This window comes from Streptomyces sp. NPDC058295 (assembly GCF_042880655.1).
In the GTDB taxonomy this organism is placed as follows: domain Bacteria; phylum Actinomycetota; class Actinomycetes; order Streptomycetales; family Streptomycetaceae; genus Streptomyces; species Streptomyces coriariae.
The window spans coordinates 22,478-44,831 of sequence record NZ_JBHVYO010000008.1 but is presented as its reverse complement, the minus strand read 5'-3'; the positions used below and the strand labels follow the sequence as shown (position 1 = coordinate 44,831).

General features: G+C 73.2%; 21 protein-coding genes. 7 read left to right on the top strand and 14 right to left on the bottom strand.

Annotation, left to right across the window (positions count from 1 at the left end):
- Positions 1-15 precede the first annotated feature (15 nt).
- Positions 16-834, bottom strand: coding sequence for a helix-turn-helix domain-containing protein (locus ACFVYS_RS10745; RefSeq protein WP_389500809.1), 819 nt, complete (start codon positions 832-834; stop codon positions 16-18).
- Between the two features lie 96 nt (positions 835-930).
- Between ACFVYS_RS10745 and ACFVYS_RS10740 the strand changes: the two genes are divergently transcribed.
- Entirely contained in the window at positions 931-1,782 is an 852-nt protein-coding gene (locus tag ACFVYS_RS10740; protein WP_389500808.1) for an NAD(P)H-binding protein, read from the top strand.
- Between the two features lie 330 nt (positions 1,783-2,112).
- Here the strand turns inward: ACFVYS_RS10740 and ACFVYS_RS10735 are convergent, their stop codons facing one another.
- Positions 2,113-3,471, bottom strand: a complete 1,359-nt coding sequence (locus tag ACFVYS_RS10735; RefSeq protein WP_389500806.1) for an MFS transporter — start codon at positions 3,469-3,471, stop codon at positions 2,113-2,115.
- A gap of 209 nt (positions 3,472-3,680) precedes the next feature.
- Here ACFVYS_RS10735 and ACFVYS_RS10730 point away from each other — a divergent pair, with 209 nt between their 5' ends.
- Positions 3,681-4,076, top strand: coding sequence for a winged helix-turn-helix transcriptional regulator (locus ACFVYS_RS10730; RefSeq protein WP_389500804.1), 396 nt, complete (start codon positions 3,681-3,683; stop codon positions 4,074-4,076).
- Position 4,077: 1 nt separating this feature from the next.
- On the opposite strand, the gene ACFVYS_RS10725 is transcribed toward ACFVYS_RS10730, so the two are convergent.
- The 4 genes from ACFVYS_RS10725 to ACFVYS_RS10710 form a co-directional block, all read right to left on the bottom strand.
- Positions 4,078-4,500 carry an acyl-CoA thioesterase gene (locus tag ACFVYS_RS10725; RefSeq protein ID WP_389500802.1) on the bottom strand — a complete coding sequence of 141 codons (423 nt, stop codon included), beginning with the start codon at positions 4,498-4,500 and terminating at the stop codon, positions 4,078-4,080.
- A gap of 56 nt (positions 4,501-4,556) precedes the next feature.
- Positions 4,557-5,276 (bottom strand): hypothetical protein, encoded by a 720-nt coding sequence (locus ACFVYS_RS10720; protein ID WP_389500800.1) that lies wholly within the window; start codon positions 5,274-5,276, stop codon positions 4,557-4,559.
- A 47-nt stretch (positions 5,277-5,323) separates the two neighbouring features.
- Positions 5,324-5,923, bottom strand: a complete 600-nt coding sequence (locus ACFVYS_RS10715; protein WP_389500798.1) for a histidine phosphatase family protein — start codon at positions 5,921-5,923, stop codon at positions 5,324-5,326.
- Between the two features lie 187 nt (positions 5,924-6,110).
- Positions 6,111-7,319: a pyridoxal phosphate-dependent aminotransferase gene (locus ACFVYS_RS10710; RefSeq protein WP_389500796.1), complete on the bottom strand. Its 1,209-nt coding sequence runs from the start codon at positions 7,317-7,319 to the stop codon at positions 6,111-6,113.
- An 85-nt stretch (positions 7,320-7,404) separates the two neighbouring features.
- Between ACFVYS_RS10710 and ACFVYS_RS10705 the strand changes: the two genes are divergently transcribed.
- Entirely contained in the window at positions 7,405-8,046 is a 642-nt protein-coding gene (locus tag ACFVYS_RS10705) for a winged helix-turn-helix transcriptional regulator (protein ID WP_389500794.1), read from the top strand.
- A gap of 103 nt (positions 8,047-8,149) precedes the next feature.
- Here the strand turns inward: ACFVYS_RS10705 and ACFVYS_RS10700 are convergent, their stop codons facing one another.
- The 3 genes from ACFVYS_RS10700 to ACFVYS_RS10690 form a co-directional block, all read right to left on the bottom strand.
- Positions 8,150-8,986, bottom strand: a complete 837-nt coding sequence (locus ACFVYS_RS10700; RefSeq protein ID WP_389500792.1) for a hypothetical protein — start codon at positions 8,984-8,986, stop codon at positions 8,150-8,152.
- A complete protein-coding gene (locus ACFVYS_RS10695; protein WP_389500791.1) occupies positions 8,986-10,248 on the bottom strand; it encodes a VWA domain-containing protein in 1,263 nt (420 codons plus the stop codon). The genes ACFVYS_RS10700 and ACFVYS_RS10695 overlap by 1 nt, the downstream gene beginning before the upstream one ends.
- Before the next feature lie 102 nt (positions 10,249-10,350).
- The gene (locus ACFVYS_RS10690; protein WP_389500789.1) at positions 10,351-11,895 is read right to left on the bottom strand and encodes an IucA/IucC family protein; all 1,545 of its coding nucleotides are present in this window, start codon (positions 11,893-11,895) and stop codon (positions 10,351-10,353) included.
- Positions 11,896-11,996: 101 nt separating this feature from the next.
- Here ACFVYS_RS10690 and ACFVYS_RS10685 point away from each other — a divergent pair, with 101 nt between their 5' ends.
- The 3 genes from ACFVYS_RS10685 (at position 11,997) to ACFVYS_RS10675 (ending at position 15,533) form a co-directional block, all read left to right on the top strand.
- Positions 11,997-13,562, top strand: a complete 1,566-nt coding sequence (locus ACFVYS_RS10685; protein WP_389500787.1) for an IucA/IucC family protein — start codon at positions 11,997-11,999, stop codon at positions 13,560-13,562.
- Between the two features lie 101 nt (positions 13,563-13,663).
- Positions 13,664-15,166 (top strand): amidohydrolase, encoded by a 1,503-nt coding sequence (locus ACFVYS_RS10680; RefSeq protein ID WP_389500785.1) that lies wholly within the window; start codon positions 13,664-13,666, stop codon positions 15,164-15,166.
- 178 nt (positions 15,167-15,344) lie between these two features.
- Positions 15,345-15,533, top strand: a complete 189-nt coding sequence (locus ACFVYS_RS10675) for a hypothetical protein (protein ID WP_389500783.1) — start codon at positions 15,345-15,347, stop codon at positions 15,531-15,533.
- 276 nt (positions 15,534-15,809) lie between these two features.
- Here ACFVYS_RS10675 and ACFVYS_RS10670 read toward each other — a convergent pair whose 3' ends face one another.
- Entirely contained in the window at positions 15,810-16,481 is a 672-nt protein-coding gene (locus ACFVYS_RS10670; RefSeq protein WP_389500781.1) for a formylglycine-generating enzyme family protein, read from the bottom strand.
- A 115-nt stretch (positions 16,482-16,596) separates the two neighbouring features.
- Positions 16,597-17,904, bottom strand: a complete 1,308-nt coding sequence (locus ACFVYS_RS10665) for a lysine N(6)-hydroxylase/L-ornithine N(5)-oxygenase family protein (protein WP_389500779.1) — start codon at positions 17,902-17,904, stop codon at positions 16,597-16,599.
- 96 nt (positions 17,905-18,000) lie between these two features.
- Between ACFVYS_RS10665 and ACFVYS_RS10660 the strand changes: the two genes are divergently transcribed.
- Positions 18,001-18,954 (top strand): methionyl-tRNA formyltransferase, encoded by a 954-nt coding sequence (locus tag ACFVYS_RS10660; protein ID WP_389500777.1) that lies wholly within the window; start codon positions 18,001-18,003, stop codon positions 18,952-18,954.
- 72 nt (positions 18,955-19,026) lie between these two features.
- On the opposite strand, the gene ACFVYS_RS10655 is transcribed toward ACFVYS_RS10660, so the two are convergent.
- From ACFVYS_RS10655 to ACFVYS_RS10645, 3 genes are all read right to left on the bottom strand, one after another.
- Positions 19,027-20,007 carry an ABC transporter ATP-binding protein gene (locus ACFVYS_RS10655; RefSeq protein WP_389500775.1) on the bottom strand — a complete coding sequence of 327 codons (981 nt, stop codon included), beginning with the start codon at positions 20,005-20,007 and terminating at the stop codon, positions 19,027-19,029.
- A gap of 4 nt (positions 20,008-20,011) precedes the next feature.
- Complete coding sequence (locus ACFVYS_RS10650; protein WP_389501080.1) at positions 20,012-21,007, bottom strand: FecCD family ABC transporter permease; 996 nt, start codon at positions 21,005-21,007, stop codon at positions 20,012-20,014.
- A gap of 167 nt (positions 21,008-21,174) precedes the next feature.
- Positions 21,175-22,254 (bottom strand): FecCD family ABC transporter permease, encoded by a 1,080-nt coding sequence (locus ACFVYS_RS10645; RefSeq protein ID WP_389500773.1) that lies wholly within the window; start codon positions 22,252-22,254, stop codon positions 21,175-21,177.
- Positions 22,255-22,354 lie beyond the last annotated feature (100 nt).

Sequence of the window (22,354 nt, the reverse complement as noted above, 5' to 3'; positions counted from 1 at the left end):
TCTCCGCATCCGAATTCACCGCTGCCGGAGCGGCTGGCAGGGGGTGGCCCGGGGCAGCCGTCCGGTGAAGAAAGCCCCCGGCGGAACACCCATCAGGGTGCGGAAGTCGGCCGTCATGTGCGACTGGTCGTAGTAGCCGGTGGCGGCGGCGAGTTCGGCCCACGGGGCGGAGGCCGCGTGGGTGAGGACATGGCGCAGCCGGTCGATGCGGGCGTAGTGCTTGGGGGAGACGCCCACGCCGTCGGCGAACAGGTTGCGCAACTGGCGTTCGCTCACCGCGAGTTCGCGGGCCACCTCCCGTACGGGGGCGGGGGTGCGGTACGGGCGGGTCGACAGGGCGTCGACGGCGGCCCGCAGCAGTCGTTCGCGCGAGCCGTCCGCGGCAGGCGGGAGCAGATCTGCCAGACGTGCCGTGATCCCGTCCCGCTCGCCCTCGCTCAGTTCGCGGGCGAGGCGTCGAGCCGTCCCGGTCGGCAGGTCGCCGAGCGGGACGACCCGGCCGACGAGGTCCACCGCCGCCACCCCGAACAGTGGCCCCACCCTCCCTGGTTCCAGGCGCAGTTGGACACACGACACCGACCGCTTGTGCAGGTCGGTGTGGTACGAGGCGCGGGTGCGCGGGCCCACCACCAGGGTGTCGCGGCGGCCGTTCCCCTCCTCGCGGACGACCACCTTCGTGTCCGTGTCCGGCACGTGCGCGAAGGCGTCGTCGAAGGGGCCGTCGACCGTGACCGCCCCGATGCCGGTGAACCACGGGCGCAGCGCGGAGGGGACGGGCAGGGCCCGCCCGGACGGGGACGACGGATCTGCCGGAAGCACGGGGCGGTTCGTCACGCCTCCACGGTAGGCGCGTCCCTGGTCCCCCGGGGCGGCCGAAGCGTGCCGGAATTTCCTAGAGACGCGGCGGGGGCGGACGTCAGCGTGGTCGACATGATTCTCGTGACCGGTGCCACGGGCACCATCGGCAGCGAACTCGTACGACACCTGGCCGCGCGCGGCGAGAAGGTGCGTGCCCTGACCCGCGATCCCGCGAGGTCGCACCTGCCTGCGGAGGTCGAGGTGGCACGTGGGGACTACCTCGACCGGTCCTCCCTGGAGGCGGCGATGTCCGGAGTGACGGCGGCCTTCCTGGTGGGTCTGCCGGGACCGTCCGTGCAGCACGACGGCGCCCTGGTGGCGGCGGCGCGGGCCGCGGGCGTGGGGAGGCTGGTCAAGCTGTCCGCGATCGCCACCGGTAATCCCGAGGTGGGCCCGGGAGGGGAGTGGCATGTCGCCGGCGAGCGGGCCGTCCGGGAGAGCGGGGCCCAGTGGGCGGTGCTCCGGCCCTCGTCCTTCGCCTCGAACACACTCGCTTGGGCGCAGGCGATCGGCGCCGGCGAGCCGGTACCGAACCTGAGCGGCGACGGCCTCCAGGGCATCGTCGACCCGCGGGACGTGTCGGAGGCGGCGGCGGTGGTCCTCCTCGACGAGCGCCGGACGGGCCGGACGTACACGCTGACCGGCCCCGAGACCATCAGCGTGCCCGGCCAGGCCGCCGTCCTCACGGATGTTCTCGGCCGGCCGGTGACGACACACGACCTCGCCCAGGACGAGGTGCGCGAGCACCTCCTCGGCTGGGGGCAGGACGAGGCCGTGGCGGACGGGATCGCGACGGGCTCCGCGTACGTCCGCCGAGGCGGGAACGCCGTCGTCACCGAGGACGTGCGGGAACTGCTGGTACGTCCGGCCCGGACGTACCGCGCGTGGGCACGGGACCACCGGGAGGCCTTCGGCACCGCATGAGCCACGGGGGCGGCCGAGCGACCGGGCCCCTCGCTCACCCGCCCCCACCGGGCCTTCGCCCCGCCGCACACGCTGCCGGGCTTTCGGCCTGCCGTCCGCCCTGCCGGGCTTTCGCTCCGGTCGGCCTTCGCTCCGCCGGGCTTCCGCCCGAGGCCCGCCCCCTTGCCGGGTCCCCTCCGCTGGGTCTCGGCCCCGCTGGGTCTCTGCTGGCGCTGGGTCTCTGCCCGCGCTGGGTCTCCGCCCCCGATGGGCTTGAGCCCCGCCGGGCCTCCGCCTCGGCACTCGCCCGTTCTCAGCCCCGGTCCCCCGGCCCCCGGCCCCCCGGCACCCTCAGCCACTGTCGCTGTCTCCCTCCGGGCGCCTCGTCCGGAGGGTCGCTGCTGCGAGTGCCAGTGCCGTTGCCGCGATCAGCGAAGCGACCCGGAATGCCAGCTGGTAGCCCTCCGCCGTGGCCGGCAGGAGTGGTGTGCCCCCGTCGAGCAGGTCGTCCGTGCGGCCGGCGGCCAGGGTGGACAGCACCGCGAGGCCGAGCGAACCACCCACCACCTGCGTGGTGTTGAAGAGTCCGGAGGCCAGGCCGCCGTCCTCCTCCCGGGCTCCCGACATGGCCAGTCCGGTCAGTGCGGGCATCGCGGCGGCGAAACCGGCGGCCATCAGCAGCATGGGCGGGAGGAAGTCGGCGGCGTAGGAACCGTCGGCCGGGGCGCGGCTCAGCAGCGCCATTCCGGCGGTGATCAGCACCAGACCGCCCAGCAGGACGCGGTACGGGCCGAAGCGGCCGAGGGTCCGCGCGGACAGGAACAGCATCAGCAGGCCGATCGCGACCGGCGCGGGCAGGAACGCCGTGCCGGTCGCCAACTCGCTGTACCCGAGGACGCGTTGCACGTACAGCGCGCCGATGAACTGGAAGCCGAACATCGTCGCGATCATCAGCACCTGGACGGCGTTCGCCCCGCTGAGCAGCCGGGAGCCGAACAGCCGCAGGCGCAGCAGCGGTCGCGCGGCCCTGGCCTGGCGCAGGACGAACCCCGTGAACAGGGCCGCGGCGAGCAGGGCAAGCAGCGCGGTCGCGGTGCCGTCGCGGCCGCCGGCGCCGACGATGACGTACACGGTCAGCATGAGCGCGCTCGTGACCAGGGCCGCGCCCGGGTAGTCGGCGCCCCTGCCGAGCCCGACGCCGTTCTCCGGCGCGAGGACGCGGACGGCCGCGAGCCAGGCCACGATGCCGATCGGCAGGTTGATGAGGAAGATCCAGTGCCAGTTGACGAGTTGGGTGAGCGCCCCGCCCAGGAACGTGCCCAGCGCACCGCCCGCCGCGCCGACCGCGCTGAACACCGCGATGGCGCGGGCCTGTTCACGCGGCTCGGGGAAGAGGGTCACGAGCATGCCCAGGACCACCGCCGAGGTCATCGCCCCGCCGACACCCTGCAGGGCACGTGCCGCGATGAGCACCCCCTGGCTGCCGGCGACCCCGCACAGCACGGACGCCGCGGTGAACACCGCGAGGCCCGCCGCGAACATCCGCTTGCGTCCCACCAGGTCGCCGAGCCGGCCGACCAGCAGGAGCAGGCCGCCGAAGGGGATGAGATACGCGTTGACGACCCAGGCCAGCCCCGGGGCGCTGAACCCGAGGTCGCTCTGGATGGCGGGCATCGCCACGGTGACGATGTTGCCGTCCAGGATGGTCATCAGGGTTCCCGCGCACAGGACGACGAGGGACGCCCAGCGGGAGTACGTTCGTTTTGATGCCGATGTGTGTGTCGGTGTCGGTCTCGGGGACTCGGCGATGGCCGTCATGGCGGCGTGGCCTCCACATTCTCCTGGGGAACCCTTGGTGCACGACTTGTAACGGGGACCATCGTGGATAACCATGGAGAACGGCATAAGGAGGCACTTCGATGTCCCAGGGGAACACCGGTGTTACCTCGCAGGTCGTGAACGCGCACGCCTGCCCGGTGCGAGAGGTTCTTGACAGGGTCTCGGGGAAGTGGAGCGTGCAGATCCTCGTCGCGGCGACGCACGGCCCCATCCGTTTCACGGAGCTGGAGCGCAGCATCGAGGGCATCAGCCGCCGCATGCTGACGCTCACCCTGCGCAACCTGGAGCGCGACGGGCTCGTCACCCGCACGGTGCACCCGACGGTGCCGCCCAAGGTCGAGTACGAACTGACCCCGGTGGCAATGGAGTTGCACGAGACCTTGCAGCGCCTGACGAACTGGGCCGAGCGCAACAGGGTCTATATCGCCGAGGCGCGGGCGGCCTACGACACCGAGCGGGAAACGGAGACGGTGTGAGCTACAGCCCGAACAGGCCCGGATCTGCGGCCAGTTCCTTGAAGTAGGCCGTCGGGTCGGCCACCATCCGGCGTTCCTTGAGGTCCAGCAGGCCGCCGACCGAGGAGAGTTGGGCGGACACCGTGCCGTCCGCCTTGCTGATGGTCTGCCGGATCCGGAACGTCTTGCCGCCGCCCCACTCGAAGACGCAGGTCACGTCGACCTCGTCGCCCGCCAGCAGTTCGCGCTGGTAGCGGATGGTCGTCTCCAGGGCGACCGGGCCCACTCCCTTGGCGAGCAGGCCGGCCTGGGTGATGCCCGCGGCCCGGAGCAGTGACCAGCGGGCGTGCTCCGCGTAGTTGATGTACACGCTCTGGTTGAGGTGCCCCTGCACGTCGGTCTCGTATCCGCGTACGGTGATCCGGACGGAGAACGGCTCGCTCACGGTGTCCCCTTCTCGCTTTCTCGATGTCGGTGCCCTGCCCGATCTTGGCATGTCCCTCACACCCGGCGTGGGGAGGCCAGCAGATAGCGTGTTCGGGTGCGGGGATCGGTGTGCTCGCCGGCCTGCCAGCCCGTCTCCTCCAGGGTGGCCGCGCAGGCCCGCAGTGTCGTGTCGTCCGGTCCGTGCACGGCGACCGCCTCCGGCTGCGGGGTCGCCCGCACCCGGTAGCCGTCGGTGCCCCGCGGCCCGGCGGGGCGGTGGCCGGCCGCCTCCAGGGCCAGCGCGGCGGCCCGTACGAGGTGGGCGCGCTCCCAGCCGCACGGCCGGTCCGTGCCTCCGTCCGGGTTGGTCATCCGGCGCAGCTCGAGCAGGCCCTGCCAGGCGCTGTGCACCTCGCGGGCCCGGGAGGGAGCGGCGGTCGGCCCGATGTCCTGCTCGCCGCCGACGCGTGCGGCGAACACGCCCGTGTCCGCCGTCGGCGGCTCGGCAGCAGCCTGCGGAGCGCCTGCCGCGGCGCCCGCTCCAGCGCCTGCCGGAGCGGCTTCGGGTGCGGCCTCGGATGGGGTCCCGGGTGTGGTCCCGGGCGCCGGGGCCGCCTCGCGTGTCCGGTGCCCCGCCGGTGTCAGGAAGTGGTCGTGCGGCGGGCGCGGGTGCCGGAAGGCGAGCCCGTGCCGTACCAGCGCCGCCAGCTGTGTCGGCGTGCCCCGCAGCCGCCCGGTGACCGGGTCGGCGGCGTCGATCACCCGCCGCTGGGCGGCGGTCGGCGGTCGTGTCACGGCGGGCTCCCCTCACGTGCCGCCCCCGGCGGGGGCCACGTCGAAGGCTACGGCCCGGGTCTGACATTCCAGGCGGCGATCACCGGCCGCCCGTGCTCCGTGCCCAGCCGGCACAGCGTCCCCGTCGCCAGCTGGAACAGGGATCCGGCCGAGGCCGGCAGTCCGAGTCGGCGGGCGGTCAGCACCCGCAGGAAGTGCCCGTGTGCCACCAGCACCACGCCTTGCCCGGCGTCGGCGTGTGCAGCGTCGACCCGGTCCAGCACCCGGTCGGCCCGCTCGCCGACCTGCTCGGGCGTCTCCCCGGGACGGTCGGGCGGGCCTGGCGGGACCCCGTCGGCGAACAGGAACCAGCCCGGTCGCGTCCGCTGGATCTCGGCCGTCGTGATGCCCTCGTAGCTGCCGTAGTCCCACTCCCGCAGGTCGGCGTCGACCCGGGCCTCGTGCAGTCCGATCAGCTCCGCCGTCTCCCGCGCGCGCTGCGCCGGGCTCACGAACACGGCCCCGATCCGCTGCGCACGGATCAGCGGCACCAGCCGTCGTGCCTCGTCCCGGCCGTGCTCGGTGAGCGGGACGTCCGTCGATCCGGTGTGCCGGCCCGAGCGTGACCATTCGGTCTCCCCGTGCCGCACGAGAAACAGGTCGCCCACGCGCGCGTGCCCCTTCCTGCCGTGCCTCCCAGCACCGTGACACAGGACCTGGGCGTGCGCACGCCGGCGATCGGCGGCGTGCGGGAGGAGGCGTCAGCCCGGGGAACCCCGTCGGGCAGGGTCCCGCCGAGCCTCTCGGCCGCGTGCTCGGCCTGGCGTGCTCCGACGGCCCCGGCGCTCCGCCCCCCTACTGGCGGTAGCCGCTCAGGAACCGCCCGATCCGGCCGATCGCCGCCTCCAGGTCGTCCGCGTGCGGCAGCGTCAGGATGCGGAAGTGGTCGGGGGTCGGCCAGTTGAAGCCGGTGCCCTGGACGACCTGGATCTTCTCCCTCAGGAGGAGGTCCAGGACGAACTTCTCGTCGTCGTGGATCGGGTGCACCTTGGGGTCGATGCGCGGGAACGCGTACAGCGCGCCCTTGGGCTTCACGCACGACACGCCCGGGATCTCGTTGAGCTTCTCCCAGGCCGTCACGCGCTGGTCGTAGAGCCTGCCGCCCGGCACCGTCAGCTCGTGGATGGACTGGCGGCCGCCGAGCGCCGCCTGGATGGCGTACTGGGCGGGCGCGTTGGCGCACAGGCGCATGGAGGCCAGCATGGTGAGCCCCTCCAGGTAGTTCTTGGCGTGCTGCTTGGGGCCGGTCACCACGAGCCAGCCCGAGCGGAAACCCGCCACCCGGTACGTCTTGGACAGGCCGCAGAAGGTCAGGACCACCAGGTCGGGCGCGAGCGCGGCGGCCGAGTGGTGGACGGCGTCGTCGTAGAGGATCTGGTCGTAGATCTCGTCGGCGAAGACCATCAGGCCGTGCCGGCGGGCGAGGTCGAGGATGCCCTCGATGATCTCCTTCGGGTAGACCGCGCCGGTGGGGTTGTTGGGATTGATGATGACGACGGCCTTGGTGCGGTCGGTGATCTTGGACGCCAGGTCGTCCAGGTCCGGGTACCACTCGGCCTGTTCGTCGCAGAGGTAGTGGACCGCCTTGCCGCCGGCGAGGGTGGTGACCGCCGTCCAGAGGGGGAAGTCCGGGGCCGGGATCAGGACCTCGTCGCCGTCCTCGACCAGGGCCTGTACGGCCATCGAGACCAGCTCCGACACACCGTTGCCGAGGAAGACGTCGTCGACGCCGACCTCCAGGCCCCGCTCCTGGTAGCGCTGGGCCACGGCGCGGCGGGCGGACAGGACGCCCCGCGAGTCCGTGTAGCCGTGCGCCCGGGGGAGCATCCGGATCATGTCCTGGAGGATCTCCTCCGGCGCCTCGAAGCCGAAGGCCGCGGGGTTGCCGGTGTTCAGACGCAGCACGCTGTGGCCCGCCGCCTCCAGCGCGTCGGCCTGCTCGATCACCGGGCCGCGGATCTCGTAACAGACCTCGCTCAGCTTGTTCGACTGCCGGAACTCCATGCGCGCTCGCCCCTCCGGTTGTGTGTTGCTTGGTTTTACCAAGTTCCAGCTTGGAAAGTCCAACGACATGTCTAGACTGCGCTCCATGTCACCTCGCCGAAGCTACGACCAGTACTGTTCCGCCGCCCGTGCGCTCGACACCGTCGGCGACCGCTGGACCTTGCTGATCGTCCGGGAGCTGCTCGCCGGCCCGCGCCGTTACACGGACCTGCACGCCGATCTGCCCGGGGTGAGCACGGACGTGCTCGCCTCCCGGCTGAAGGACATGGAGCGGGACGGGCTGTCCACCCGGCGCCGGCTGCCCCCGCCGGGCGCGGCCTACGTGTACGAACTCACCGGGCGCGGACGGGGGTTGCTGCCCGTCCTGCAGGCCCTGGGCGAGTGGGGTGAAGGCGAACTCGGCGAGCGGCGGCCCACCGACGCCCTCCGCGCGCACTGGTTCGCGCTGCCGCTGCTGCGCAGGCTCGACGGCGAGGTGTCCGGGAGCGCGGGCCTCGTCGAAGTCCGGCTCGACGAAGGGGTCTTCCATCTGGACGTCGGCGCGGAGGACGGGCCGGTGTACGGCGACGGGCCCGCGCCCGGGGAGCCCGACGCGCGACTCGTCCTCGACACGGACACCTGCACGGCCGTCGCCCAGGGCGAGTTGGGTGTGCTCGACGCCGTACGGGCCGGGCGGATCGAGGTCGAGGGCGACGGCACCCTGGCCAAGGCGCTGCGGGAGACCTGAGGGCGGGTGCGGGGGAAGGCGTCACGAGCGGCGGGGCGCCGGGCATGACAGAAGGCCCGCCACTGTGCCGCGGCAGGCCTTCTGATCGGGCGTCAACCGAGCGTCAGGCGCCCGGTGGTACCTGCCGCGGACGTCCCGACCCCCGGGTCAGCGTGTATCCGCCGATCCCGGCGAGGGCGGCCAGCACCGCGCCGATCGCGGTCCACACCCAGCGGTCGGACCACCAGCCGGACGCCCAGCCGTCGTCCGGCTCGATGCTCGACAGCACGGCCGTGGCCGATGAGTCGTCGGCATCGTCCTCCTCCGCCCCGGACGTGACGGCGATGCCCGGAACCAGCGGCTTCGCCAGCGAGCCGTCGACGGCCGCGGCGCCCCCGATGTCCTTGGAGTCCACCCGCAGTTCCGTGCTGACCGGCAGACCCAGGTCGGCCGCCTTGAGGTCGAGGGCCGTCAGCCGGACGTAGTACGTGCCCGGCAGCGGGTCGTCGGCCCACGGCTCCGACCAGGCGCGGACCGTGCGCAGCACACAGGCCAGCTCCACCGAGGCCGTGCCCTGGCCGGCGGTGCGCGTCTGAGCGCCGTACTGGCAGGCCTGACGACGCCGCAGACCGTCGTACACGTCGACCTGCCAGGTCTGCGTGGTGTGGGTCTCCGGCAGCTTCACCGTCGCCTTGACGGTGGGGCGTTGCCCTGAGTCCGCCGGGAACGACCAGTAGAGGTAGTCGCCCGCCGACCCGCTCGCCGTCGCCGTCTGCCCCTGGTCGATCTCCGTCGCCGTACGGAACGACGTGCCCGCCTCGGTCGGCGCGGAGCTGTCGTCGGACGGGCTCGCCGACGGGGTGGAGTCGGCCGCGGCCGGTACGGCCGCCGGTCCGAGCGCCAGCCCGAGCACCGGCCCCAGCGCCAGCAGGGTGCCGCTCAACACTCGTGTGATACGCATCAGTTGGTCCTCCAGACCGCGACCCGCCAGCGGGACACCCAGCCCCACAGCACACCCGCGAGGAAGCCGAACAGCACCAGGACACCCAGCAGCCACCAGCCGCGCCCGAGGCCGAAGGAGGCCACGTCGCTCGCCGGCGACGGGCCGTCGACCACGTCCACGGTCAGCTCCAGCGGCATGCCCGGCGTGGTCTTCACCCCCGCGGCCGCCGAATAGGAGTTGGTGACCTGCACGCACACCGTCTCGGCGGGCGCCTCGTCCTCGTCGCTCTCCGCCTTCGGGTAGCGCAGACCGGTCGAGATCACGTCGGTACGGCCGTTGCCGGCCGCCTCGCCGCGCACGATCTCCCGGCCGTGCACCGTGACCGCCCGCAGCAGCACCCCGTAGTCGGGGTTCATGGTCCGGTCCGCCGACACGCTCACCGAGGCGCGCAGCTCCTGGCCCGGCTCGACGTCGACCTTGTACCAGCGCTCCTGGCCGAACTCCTCGCGGTCGGTGTACAGCCCGGACTTCAGGGCCGGGGCCGCGGAGCAGGAGGCCGCGCCCTCGGTGGCGACCGGCGTCACCACGGGGTCGGCGGCCCGGTCGACCAACTGGTTGACCCGGTCGGTGAGTTCATCGGTGTGCTCCACCGAGGTGTAGGTGCCGCCGGTCGCCTCGGCGATACAGCTGAGCTGCTGACGCATCTTGACGTTGGGCACCAGGCCGAGCGTGTCGATCGTCAGGCCGATGCCCTTCGCCGCGATCTCACGGGCCACCTCGCACGGGTCGAGCGGAGCGCAGGTGTCCTCGCCGTCACTGATCAGCACGATGCGCTTGGAGCCGGTGCCGCCGTCGAGGTCGTCGGCGGCCTTCAGCAGGGCCGGGCCGATCGGCGTCCAGCCGGTCGGCGACAGGGTCGCCACCGCGGTCTTGGCCTCGGTCCGGTCCAGCGGGCCGACCGGGTAGAGCTGCGCGGTGTCCTTGCAGCCCGTCTTCTGGTCGTCGCCCGGGTAGTTGGCGCCCAGGGTGCGGATGCCCAGGAGAACGTTCTCCGGGGTCGCGTCCAGCACCTCGTTGAACGCCTGCTTGGCCGCGGCCATCCGCGTCCCGCCGTCCATGTCCTTCGTCCGCATCGAACCGCTGACGTCGAGGACCAGGTCGACCTTGGGCGCGGTGGCGGTGGTCTCGTCGGCGACCGCCCCGGCCGGGAACGCGATCCCTGCCGTGAGCGCGGCGAGCAGGGCGCAGACGCCCGCCGCCAGCCGTTGTGTTCTGATCATCGGCGGATCCTATTGATCGGAGGCGTCCGGCCACAAAACGGCGGGGGAACCGGTTTCGACATCCGGACCGGACTTCGTCCCCGGCCGGGGCTCGTCACCCGGTCAACGCGCGTCCTCGGCCAGCGGGTTGGGCAACAGGGCCCACCGGTCCCCGGGCGCCCCCGCCGACAACCGCATCAGCGTCAGCGCCTTCGCCGGAAGCGGTTCCTCGCACAACGCCACGAGGTCCGGCGAACGCGGGAGATCCCCAACGGCCGCCTCCAGGGCGGCCCGCAGGGTCGGGCGGCTGCCCGCCGTCCCGGCCAGCGCGCCCGCGACCAGGGAGCCGAACAGTTTGCGCCGCAGCGCCCTCACGTCGTCCGTGCGGATCCGCTCGGGCAGTTCGTCCGGCAGCGGGATGCCGTGCCGGGCCAGTCGGGCCGGACTGACCCGGATGTCGGCCAGGTCGCGGTAGACCAGCCGCAGCGGGGCGCCCGACGCCGACAGCACGACGAGCAGGTTCTGGCCGTGCGCCTCCAACGCCACGCCCAGCTCCAGCAGCCGCAGCCCGACGGTGAGCGCGAGACGGGCGAACTCCGCCGACCAGACCGGGGAGGAGGGCAGTTCGGTACCGGCCAGGGCGGCGACCGGGACGACGTGTTCGCCGGGCGCCCCGAACACGCGCGGCGACTCCCGGAACACGGCAGCCAGATCGGGGGAGTTCGCGGTGGCCGCGCCGAGGGTGCGGGTCATGTGCAGCAAGCCGTCCGTGTGCGGGGTCAGGCTCTCCGCGAACGCCGAGAGGGCCGCGGAGGCCGTGATGGAGCCGACGGAGATGTCCCGTACGGAGGAGGTCAGGCGGGTGCTCAGCGCGGTCTTGACGTGCGGGCCGTCGTCGAGGGCGAGGGTGCGCAACGACATCAGCGGATGCGCGGTGGTCTCCTGTTCACAGGACCGCTTGAGCACGTGCGCCGCCTGCCACGGATGCACCGGGATCACCAGCCGCGTCCCGTCGCGCAGCTCCCGTGGCCACGCGCCCGACACCAGGCACTCGTCGGCCGGCACCGGCAGCAGTCCCAGCCGCACCGAGGGCCGGTGCTCGGGTCCGTACGCCAGCTGCTCGGCCGCCGAGAAGCCGGGCCGCGAACGGCAGTTGGGATGGTAAGGATGCCCGTCGACCACCCGCTGCTCCCACTCCCAGTCGTGCACCGGCCATGTGCCCGGATCCTTCAGGGAGGCGAGGCCGGGCAAGGAGGCGGGGCCGGGCTCCTGCCCTGCCCGCGAGAGCGCCAACGACGCGACGCTGTGGCCGAGTTCGGCGGCGAAGCCCGCGCCGTGCGGCACGGCGAGCTCCGTCATCAGCCGCGCGGGATCGTCGTGCGCCACACCGTCCAGCCGTACGTCCGTCACATAGGCGGCGGTCGCGTACGGGTCCGCGCGCGGGCCGTGCAGACGGCGGCCGTCGCGCAGCCGCAGCACGCTCTCCCCGCCGGACCCCCCGCGGTGCGCGATCCACGGCAGGGGCTCGTGCACGAGCGCCCGCCACAGCCGGGTCAGCACGGCCGCCCTCGCCCCGGGCAGTGCGGCCGTGTACCGCGCGCCGAGGGAGGGGCGTACGGCGGCCAGTTCCGTGGCCAGCTCGGCCTCGGCGGTGGGGGGACGGTGCACGGGTGGGCTCCTGAGGGTGCGGGTACGACGTCACGGAGGGGTTGTGACGACGCGATAATGATCGTCTCCGCCCGGAAGAACCGTAGGGAACCAGGGAACCAGTGGATCGCGTGGACCTCATCCCCCCGCCCGCCGAGGCCGCGGCGTCCGCCGACGGCGTCGCCGAGCGCGCCGACGCCTACGCAGCGGCGCCGCTGCTCAACTGTCTGCTGCGGGAGGTCGCCGAACCGCTGCCCGGCCCGCCGGGCGGCGACGGCCGGTTCGTGTACCGGCTGCCCGGCGACGGGTCGTCCGGCGGCGCCCGGCTGCTGCGCGTGCGCGGCACCCGGCGGCCCGCCGAGCCCGAGGTGTACACGGCGGGCGCCTGGCACCGCCTCGGTCATGCCGCGCTCGTCGGGCTGGTCGCCGAGGTGCTGCGCGGGCAGACCGGGCTGGCCAACCGCGAACTGCCCGCCGAGATGACCGACAGCAGGGACGTGGTGGCCGCGATGCTCACCGCACGCGCGCGGGCCACCCCGCCGCCCGGCCCCTATCTGCGCTCCGAGCAGTCGCTTCTCACCGGCCACCCCCACCATCCCGCCCCCAAGGCGCGCGGCGGCGGCCCGCCGGCCGGCTGGCTGCCGTACGCCCCTGAGGCCCACGCCCGCTTTCCGCTGGTCCTGCTGGGGCTGCGCGAGGACGCGGTCGTCGAGGAGGGCGACACCTCCGCGCTGGACACCCTCGGCACGGCCCCGCCCGGCTACCGGCTGCTGCCCGCCCACCCCTGGCAGCTCGAGCTGGCCGGCCGGGAGCTCGCACCGGCCTTCGCCGACGGCCGCCTGGTCCGGCTCGGCGCGACCGGCTTCGAGGCGTGGCCGACGGCCGCCGTGCGGACGGTCTACGCACCCGAGCGGGACCTCTGTCTGAAGTTCAGCCTCGACGTCCGCATCACCAACGACATCCGCCGGCTGTGGCGGCACGACCTGCTGGAACTGCGCCGGACCGACGAGGCGGTGGTCCGGGCCTTCGCGGCGGACGGCGGCCCCGCGGCGCGCCGCCCGGCCCCGGCGGTCTGGCTGAGCGACCGCGGCTACCGCACCGCCGGCTTCGCCTTCGAGGAGCTCGCGGTCCTGGTCCGCGACGGGCTGGCGGACGCTCTGCCGCCCGGCGCGACCGCGCTGCTCGCCGCGGGACTCGTGGAGGGCTTCGACGGCAGCCCGTTGGCCGCCGCGCCGGACCCGGCGGCCTGGTGGGAGGCCTACCTGGCCGTCGTCGTGCCCCCGGCGCTGACGGCCCTCGCCGACCACGGTGTCGTCCTCGAGGCGCACCTTCAGAACACGCTCATCGCCGTGGACGCCGAGGGCACCCCCGTGCGGGCCCTGTTCCGGGACGCCGAGGGCGTGAAACTGCTGCCGGACGTGGGGCGGGCGGCCGGCTGGGAGCGGCTGGTGTACTGCCTGGTGGTGAACCATCTGTGGGAGGTCGCGGCGGCGCTCGCCGAGCGGCACCCCGGCTTCGACCCCTGGCCCGCCGTGCGGCGTGAACTGGGCCGGCACGACCTTCCCGAGGCCGCCGCCCTGCTGACCGCGCCCACCGTGCCCGGCAAGACGAACCTGCTGCTGCGCTGGACGGGGGCGGACGGCGCAGACGCCCGCTATCTGCCGCTGCCCAACCCTCTCCTTCGGTGAGGCCGAACGGGGGACGGAAGCGTGATCGTTAGATAAGGTAAGCCTCACTTTACTTGGCGGGTTCCGGTGTGTCGGGACGGCCGTCGCAGAGGGAGGCTCCCATGGCGGACCAGGCAAGCGCCGCGCTGACGCTCGACCGGGTGCGGCTCGGCGCCGGCGGGCCGCTCACCCGGCTTCGGATCGCGGACGGCAGGGTCACCCATGTCGTCGCGGAGGCCGAGGCCGAAGGACGGGCGGGGGAGGCCGACGGCGGGCGGGTCATCGACCTGGACGGACGGGTGCTGCTGCCGGGACTGTGGGACGCCCACGTCCACATGGCGGAGTGGGCCAGCGCCCGGCACCGTCTGGACCTGGCCGGAACCGCCTGCGCGCGAGCGGTGGCCGACCTGGTCCGGGAACGCGGCGGCGCGGCGCCCGACGGCACGGTGCTCTTCGGATACGGGTTCCGGGACGGGCTGTGGCCCGACGCGCCGCACAAGCGGCTCCTCGACGCGGTCCTGCCCGACCGGCCGGTCGCCCTGGTCAGCGCCGATCTGCACGCCGCGTGGCTGAACTCGGCCTGTCTCGCCCTCGTCGGCCGGGGCGACCACCCCACCGGCCTGGTCAGGGAGACCGAGTGCCACGAGGTGCTGTCCGCGCTCCCCAAGCCGCCGGCCGCGGTGGTCGACGGCTGGATCGCGGACGCCTGCGAGGCCGCCGCCGCACGCGGGGTCACCGGTGTCATCGACTTCCAGTTCGGCGACATGGTCGCGGACTGGGAGCGGCGCGCGGCCGCGGGCCGGCCGGCCGTGCGGGTGTCGGCCGCGATCTACCCGAGCCGCCTGGACGCGGCCGTGGAGCGTGGACTGCGCACGGGCGACGAGCTCGGCGGGCCCGGCAGCCTGATACGGGTGGGCCCGCTGAAGCTCTTCACCGACGGCTCGCTCAACACCCGGACCGCGCTGTGCCGTGACCCCTATCCGGGGCTGGAGGGCACGGACGGTTCCCACGGGATCGAGGAGACGTCACCGCACGAGCTGGTGCGGCTCATGCGGCGGGCCGCCGCGCACGGTGTCGAACCCGCGGTGCACGCCATCGGCGACCACGCCAACACGCTGGCCCTGGACGCCTTCGAGGCGGTGCGCTGCCGGGGCCGGATCGAACACGCCCAACTGCTGAGCCCCGAGGACCTCCCGAGGTTCGCCGGCCTGGGCGTCACGGCGGGTGTGCAGCCCCGGCACGCGACGGACGACCGTGACGTGGCGGACCGGCACTGGGCCGGACGCACCGGACGCGCCTTCGCCTACGCCGATCTGCTCGCCGCCGGGGCCCGGCTGGAGTTCGGTTCCGACGCCCCCGTCTCGGCTCTCGACCCGTGGCTCGCCATCGCGTCGGCCGTCGGCCGGACCGACGACGAACGCCCCGCCTGGCACCCGGAGCAGCGCCTGTCCGTCCAGGACGCGCTGGTCGCGGCGGCCCGCGGACGCCGGCTCATCCGGGTCGGCGACCCGGCCGACCTGGTGGTCGTCGACGTGGACCCGTCGGGGGCCGGCCCGGACGCCCTGCGCGCGATGCCCGTGCACGCCACGATGACGGACGGCCGCTGGACCCACGGACCGTACTGAGCCGGCGAGCGGCGGCGCGGCCCCGCGCCGCACGTGCCCGAGGTGGCCGGACGACGGTGAAAGGCCGCCGCGCCTCGTGATCTCGACAGTCCCGGGGGATCTCCCGGCGCTGACGGCGTCTCGTCGAGGACGTCCGGTGATCTGTACGCCGAGCGGGGAGTTACCGTACGCTCCGGGCGTGAGCGAACGGGTCGGCCACGCGAGATGCAGTCCGGACCAGCGGGACCTCGCCGCCCGCGGTGGCAGGATGTTCTTCGACATCGCGGCCACCTTCGCCGAGTTCCTCTCCGCCGGCCGTGCCACCGTCTGCCGCGCCCTCGAACGTCACCGGGACGCACCCGTGCCTTCGACCTCCGGCGGGCGCTGACCTGCTGGCACACCAGCCGGCTGGACGCCTCGCCCGAGGGCGTCATCGAGGTCGGTGACGCCCTCACGGTGAAGATCATCGACGTCGATCCCGCGCACCGTCGGATCACCCTGTCTTCCGTCCGGGCCGCCCAGGCTCCCGCCGCCGATACGGAGGGCCGGCCGCCCGGCTGACGATGAGACGGGTCCGATGCGAGCCAAGCGCGGCGAGGCGCCCGCGCAGCGCGACCCGGTGACGCGCGGGCCCGCCGGGTGAAGGCAAAAGGGGAACCGGTCGTCACCCGAGGGAACGCGCGAGGCGGAAACCCACGTCGTCGACCTGGAAGGCCGGGTGGCTGCGGCGCCGCGCGGAGGCCCGGCAACTCCAGTGCTCATCGAACCAGCCACCGCCGCGCAGCACCCGGTAGCTGCCGTAGACCTCGGCGTCGTAGACGTCCCAGCACCAGTCCCAGACGTTGCCGAGCATGTCGTGTAGACCCCAGGGGTTGGGGTGTTTGCCGCCCACGGCGTGGATGCGCTCGTCCGAGTTGCCGCGGTACCAGGCGATCTCGTCGAGCTCCCCGTAGCGCGGTCCGGTCGTACCGGCACGGCAGGCGTGCTCCCATTCGGCTTCGGTCGGCAGCCGGTACCCGTCGGCGGACGCGTCCCACTCGACCCCTTCGTCGTCGGCGCGGAAGTGGTACGCGGGCGTGAACCCGTCGCGCCCGGACAGGGCGTTGCAGAACCTCGCCGCATCCCACCAGGAGACGCACTCGACGGGCAGCCGGTCCCCGTGGGCGGTGCTCGGCCGCCGGCCGGTGACCTGTGCGTACAGCGCCTGGGTGACCGGGCCGGCCGCGAGCTCGTAGGGCGCCAGCTCCACCGACCAACTGCGCTGCGTCCGCCGGTCCGACAGCGTCACCTGCCCCGGCGGGATGGCGATCATCTCGTTCCCCGTCATCACGTCCATGATCAGGAGATCCTAACGAGACCGGCGGGGCGAAACGGCCTCGGGCGCTGCCGTCGTAGGGGGACCCCGGGCCCGGAAGGGGCCGTACCCTCCGGGCCCGGGGAGTCGGGGTGGGTCAGGCCGTCGGCCTTCCGGCCAGTACGGAGCGGTGGATCTCCTCCGCCCGGACGGCGACGGTCGACAGCAGGGTGCTGGTCAGCCCGTGGGTGTGTTCGGTCCCGCCCTGGAGGTAGAGACCGGCCGTCACCTCCGGCACGGTCTCCACCCGGTGGTCCCGGCCCACGCGGACCGCGTCCCCGTCGTCCCGCAGGCAGAGCTTGGCCGCCTCGCCGAGCAGCGACGCCAGATCGCGCGGCCGGTAACCGGTGGCGAGCACCAGCACGTCGGCGGCGAGCACCTGCCGTTCGCCGGTGGGCAGGAACTCCACGGCGACCTCGAGACCGCCGTCCGCGCCGGGGTCGACGGCGCGGACCCGCGAGACGTTGAGGAAGCGCAGCCGCTCCCGGCCCGCCACCTTCTCCCGGTACGAGGTGGCGTACAGGGCCTCGATCAACTCCATGTCGACCACCGAGTAGTTGGTGGAGCGGTGGTAGTCGATCAGCGACTGCTTGACCTCGGAGGGCGCCGAGAAGTAGACGTCGACCGCCTCCGGGTCGAAGATGCGGTTCGCGAACGGGCTGTCGTCGGCCGGGGTGTAGCCGTACTTGGCGAAGACCGAGCACACCTCGGCCTCGGGGAAGGTGCGGTGCAGGTAGTCCACCGCCTCGGCGGCGCTCTGGCCGGCGCCGAGCACGACGGCCCGCCGTACCGGCTCACCCGCCTCGCCCAGTCGCGTGGCGCGCGGGATCAACTCGCTGTTGTGCCAGACGAGTTCGGTGAGTTCCAGACCCGGCGGCACATGCGGCTCCAGCCCCATGGCCACGCTGACGTTGCGGGTCCTTCGGGTCACGGTCTCGCCGGAACCCGCGAGGTCGCGGAAGGTGACGTCGAAGAAGGCCACCTCGCCGTCCTCGTCGCGCACCGGGTCGACGGAGACCACCTCGCTGCCGTACGAGACCAGGTGGGAGACCCGGGCGGCGGCCCACTCGAAGTACTCGTGGAACTCCATCCGCAGCGGGAAGAGGGTTTTCTGGTTGAGGAAGTCGATCAGTCTGCCCCGCTCGCGCAGGAAGCAGAGGAAGCTGTAGTCGCTGGTCGGATTGCGCAGGGTGACAAGGTCCTTGAGAAAGGACACCTGCATGGTGGCGTCGTCGATGAGCATGCCGCGGTGCCAGCCGAAGCGCGGCTGGCGCTCCAGGAAAAGGGCGTTGAGGCGGCGGTCTGCCGGAAGGCCTGTGTTGTGCTCCTCGACCGCTATGGACAGAGCGAGATTTGATGGACCGAATCCGATTCCGATGACGTCGTGAAGGACGTCGGTACCCATGAGCGGTGACTTCACCTTGGCATCGCCTCCTCAGGCAGGCCCATGCTAGATAAGGTAAGGCTTACCTTGCAATGAGTCGTTGAAGGGGAGAACGTCATGCGGGTCGTCATGCTCGGCTACCAGACCTGGGGTCACCGCACGCTTCAGGCGCTGCTTGACTCCGACCACGAGGTCGTCCTCGTCGTCACCCATCCGAAGAGCGAGCACGCCTACGAGAAGATATGGGACGACAACGTCGCCGAACTCGCGGAGAAGAGCGACGTCCCCGTGCTGCTGCGCGACCGTCCCGACGACGCCGAACTCCTGGCCGCGGTGGCGGAGGCCCGGCCGGACATCATCGTCGCCAACAACTGGCGGACCTGGCTGCCCCCCGAGCTGTTCGACCTGCCGCCGCACGGCACCCTCAACATCCACGACTCGCTGCTGCCGTCGTACGCGGGTTTCTCGCCCATCATCTGGGCGCTGCTCAACGGCGAGGCGCGCGTCGGCGTGACCGCGCACCGGATGAACACCGAACTCGACGCCGGGGACGTCCTGCTGCAGCGTTCGGTGCCGGTGGGGCCCACCGACACGGCGACCGACCTGTTCCACCGGACCGTCGACCTCATCGCGCCCATCGTGCGGGAGTCGCTCGACCTGATCGCCTCCGGCCGGGACGCCGGCCAGTGGGTGCCGCAGGACCGTGTCCGGGCCAGCTTCTTCCACAAGCGGTCGGCGGAGGACAGCCGGATCGACTGGAGCTGGCCCGCGGAGCGGCTGGAACGGCTCGTGCGGGCCCAGTCGGACCCGTACCCGAACGCGTACGCCTTCCACCGGGGTCAGCGGCTGAGGATCGTCTCGGCGGCCGTGTCGCAGGGGTGCTACGGCGGCACGCCGGGCCGGATCTTCATCAGGGAGGGGGACGGCGTCGTCGTGGTGGCGGGCGCCGAGTCCTGGTCGGGCCGCTGCCGGGGTCTCCTGGTGCGGCGGGTGCGCACCGACGACGGCACCGAGTACGCGGCCACCGACTGGTTCCGCACCATGGGCGGGTATCTGACGTCCCGGCCCTGAGGGCCTGGACCGATACGGGAACGGCTGAACCGGACGGGTCCCCGACCGGGCGGCGCGGGGACCGTCGCCGCGTCAGTCGACGATCGCCGCAGGCCTCGCGTCCTCGGCCGGGACCTCGCCGTCGTGGTGGTGCCGGCCCAGCGGGATGACCAGCGGAGTCCCGCTGACCGGGTCGGGGGTGATCCGGCAGCGCAGGTCGAAGACGTCCTCGACGGTGGCCTCGGTGACCACCTCGGCGGGCGGTCCCTCGGCGACGATCCGGCCCGCCTTCATGGCGATGACGTGATCGGCGTACCGGCACGCCTGGTTGAGGTCGTGCAGCACCATCACCACCGTGCGTCCCTCACGCCGGTTGAGGTCCGTGATCAGGTCCAGCACGTCGATCTGGTGGGCGAGGTCGAGATAGGTCGTCGGCTCGTCCAGGAGCAGGACGGGGGTGCCCTGGGCGACCGCCATCGCGATCCACGCGCGCTGCCGCTGGCCGCCGGAGAGCTCGTCGACCGGACGGTCGGCGAGGCCGGTCAGACCGGTCGCCGCCAGCGCCCCGTGCACGGCCTCCTCGTCCGCCTGGGACCACTGCCGCCACCAGGTCTGGTGCGGTGAACGGCCCCTGCCCACCAGGTCGAAGACGGTCAGCCCCTCCGGCGCCACCGGCGTCTGCGGCAGGATGCCCAGGGTGCGCGCGAGTTCGCGGGTCGGCACGGACCGCAGGGCGACACCGTCCAGTTCCACGACGCCCTGACGTGGTGTCAGCAGCCGGGCCAGCGCGCGCAACAGGGTCGACTTGCCGCAGGCGTTGGCCCCGACGATGGCGGTGATCCGGCCGGTCGGCACGCTGAGGTCCAGATCCTTCACCACCGACCGTCCGTCGTAGGCGAGATGCAGGTTCATGGCCCGCAACTCCGGCCCGGGGGGCGGCGCATGGGATGCGCCAGGGGCTGTTCCCGGGCCCGTGGCGTGCGCGCCGGCGCCGGACGGACGCGGGACGCCGGCGCCGGTCTTCGGCCCGGTCGGCCGAGCGGTGCGCGGGGTGCGCGGGTCGGTGGTCGACATGGGATCAGCCTCCAGAGCCCGCGCGGTTGGCGCGGATGAGCAGCCACAGCAGGACCGGCGCGCCCAGGGCGCCGGTGACGATCCCGACCGGCAGTTCCGTCCCGGGGATCGCCTCGCGGGCGAGGAGATCCGAACCGAGGACGACCAACGCGCCGGTGAGACCGGAGACGACCGGGGGCGGCGACGCGGTGCCCGCCAGCCGCTGGGCGATCTGCGGACAGGCCAGGGCCACGAAGGCCACCGGGCCGGCCGCCGCCGTGCCGAAGGCGACCAGCCCCACGCCGGCCAGCAGCAGGGCCAGCCGGACCGGCTGGACCGGTGTGCCGAGCCCCGCGGCCACGTCGTCGCCGAGCTGGAGGGTACGCATCCAGCGGCCCATGGCCAGGGTGACCGGCAGCAGCACGGCCATGGCGAGGGCCAGGGAGTCCACTTGGTCCCAGGTCCGGCCGTTGAGGTTGCCGACCAGCCAGCCGATGGCCTCCTGCGCCTGGAACCGGCTGCCACGCGCCACGAGGAAGTCGGTGGCGCTGGTGCAGATCCAGGACACGCCGATGCCGACGAGGATGATGCGGTACCCGGTGGTCCCGCCCTTCCACGCCAGCGCGTACACGAGGAGCGCGGTCGTCAGGGCGCCCAGCAGTCCGAGCGTCGACAGTCCGAGGCCGCCCGTCCAGCCGAGAACCACGGCCGCCACGACGGCCGTTCCGGCGCCCTCGGTCAGCCCGATCATGTCGGGGCTGGCCAGCGGGTTGCGGGTCATCGTCTGGAACACGGCCCCGGAGACGCCGAACGCGATGCCGACCAGCAGCCCGGTCAGCGCGCGCGGCAGCCGCAGATCCTGTACGACGACGACCGTGCCGGGGTCGCCCGCGCCGCCGAGCGCCCTGACGACGTCGGTGAAGGGCACGGGGTAGTCGCCCAGGGTGAGGCCCCAGCAGAACAGCAGGAACGCGCCCGCGGCGACGAGCACCCCGGTCAGCGCCAGACGCGGGCGCAGCATGCCGGAGACCGGGGGAAAGGCCAGCCGGAACGGCCGGCCGTGCAGCGCGGGGTGCGCGGGGACGGCGGGGGAGCCCTCGACGGCCGGTGCGGCCGGGGAGTGCGCCGTGGTGGGTGAACGTGTGGTGGTCGGGGACTGCGCTGTGTCCGGGGACTGTGCGGGCACGCTCACACCTCCGCGAGCTTACGGCGGCGGACCAGGGCGATGAAGAACGGGCCGCCGAGGAAGGCGACGAGGACGCCGGCCTGGATCTCGGTGGGCCGGGCCAGCGTCCGGCCGAGGATGTCGGCGGACAGCAGCAGTACGGGCGCGAGGGCGGCGGACAGCGGCAGCAGCCAGCGCTGGTCGGGGCCGATCCCGGCATGCTGGGCGAGGACCCGCGCGATGTGCGGCACGACCAGGCCGAGGAAGACCACGGGGCCGATGACGGCGACCGACGCGCCGGTCAGCAGCATCACCGCGGTGACCCCCTGGAGGCGGACCAGGCCGAGCCGCCGGCCCAGCGAGGCGGCCACGTCGTCGCCGAGGGCCATGCTGTTGAGGGCGGGCGCGCAGGACAGGGCGAGGACGGCGCCGACGGCGAGGAAGGGCAGGATGCGCAGCAGTTCACCGGAGTCCTGGTCGGCCAGCGAGCCGGCCGACCAGAAGCGGTAGCGGTCCAGGGCGTCCTGGTCGGTCAGCACCACGGCACTGGTGAGCGACGACAGCAGCGAGGTGACGGCGACCCCGGCGAGCGCCAGCTTCACGGGCGTGGCACCGGAACGCCCGAGCCGCCCCAGGGCGAAGACCAGGACGCTCGCGGCGAGCGCTCCGCCGAACGCGAACCACACATGGCCGTAGAGCGATCCGACCCCGAACACCGCGACCGCCAGCACGATCGCGAAGGACGCCCCGGCGCTGACGCCGAGGATGCCCGGGTCCGCGAGCGGGTTGCGGGTGAGGGCCTGCATCAGCGCGCCGGACAGGCCGAGCGCGGCGCCGGTCGTCAGGCCCAGCAGGGTGCGGGGGACCCGCACCGACCAGACGACGTTGTCGACGAGGCGGCTGGGCGGACGGCCCAGGACAGCGCGGACCACCTGGTCGAGCGGGACGTTCAGCGCGCCCAGTGCCACGGACAGCAGGGACAGGACGATGAGGAGGGCGACGACGCATGTCACCAGCACCGCGGTGCGAAGCCTTCTGCCTGAAGCCACTTGCCGGTCTCCATGTCGCGGTCCGGGGGTCTCGCCGGGGTGCCGTCGGGTCATCGCCCCTCGCGCGGACCCCTGTTGGCGGACCACCGGACAATCCTGTCAGCAGGTTAGGTGAGCATAACCTCAGCCACGGTGACGTAGGCCCGTGGTTCCA